This window comes from Janthinobacterium sp. BHSEK (assembly GCF_056174685.1).
This window is the reverse complement of record NZ_JBWBYV010000177.1, coordinates 1-622: the sequence shown is the minus strand read 5'-3', so window position 1 is coordinate 622 and position 622 is coordinate 1. Positions and strand designations below refer to the sequence as shown.

The window sequence follows — 622 nt, the reverse complement described above, 5'->3', positions numbered from 1 at the left end:
GTTTTAAGGCCTGCGCCAAATATATCTTATCTGGTTAATTGCAATCCAACAGGAGCTGCCATGTCGCCTCTGGAATTGTCGCGCAACTTTCATTTGACACGCACCTGGGGCTTGAGCCGCCAGAGGCTGCCCTCGCTGAGGCGCGTGATGCCGGAGCTTGCCGAGCGGGAAATTGACCTGCAATCGCTGCGCAGCCTGCCCATCATGGACAAGGCGCAATACCGGATCCTGGCGCAGGAGTGGCTGCAGACGAATGCGTCGCTTCCCCATTTCATGATACGCACGGGGGGCACCACGGGCATGCCGACCTTGCAGTGGGGTTATATGCCGCCCTATGCGCCGCCCGTTGCACCGTCGCCCGGCGAAGCATTACGCCCGCTGTACCTGAAGGCCGGCGATGGCCGCCAGGGGACCGTGCCGCACTTTCCGCGCGATGTGGGGGCGCTGATCGCGCCTTTGCGCGATGAGGATGGCTACCGCATCATGATCGAGATATTAAAGACGAAATATAATTTCGCCGGATATGAAGAGCAGTTTTCCCGCATCTCGATACCGTTGCCGGCTGCAAAGAAATTGGTTCATTATATATTGGTGAATAATATTGAACTGCATGGATCTGGCC

At 57.1% G+C, this 622-nt stretch carries 1 protein-coding gene; it reads left to right on the top strand.

Annotated features, from left to right (window positions below; all coding sequences use genetic code 11):
* Positions 1–147: 147 nt before the first annotated feature.
* On the top strand, positions 148–622 hold a 475-nt coding region (locus tag AC0V2Y_RS28095; RefSeq protein ID WP_475418309.1), incomplete at its 3' end, for a hypothetical protein.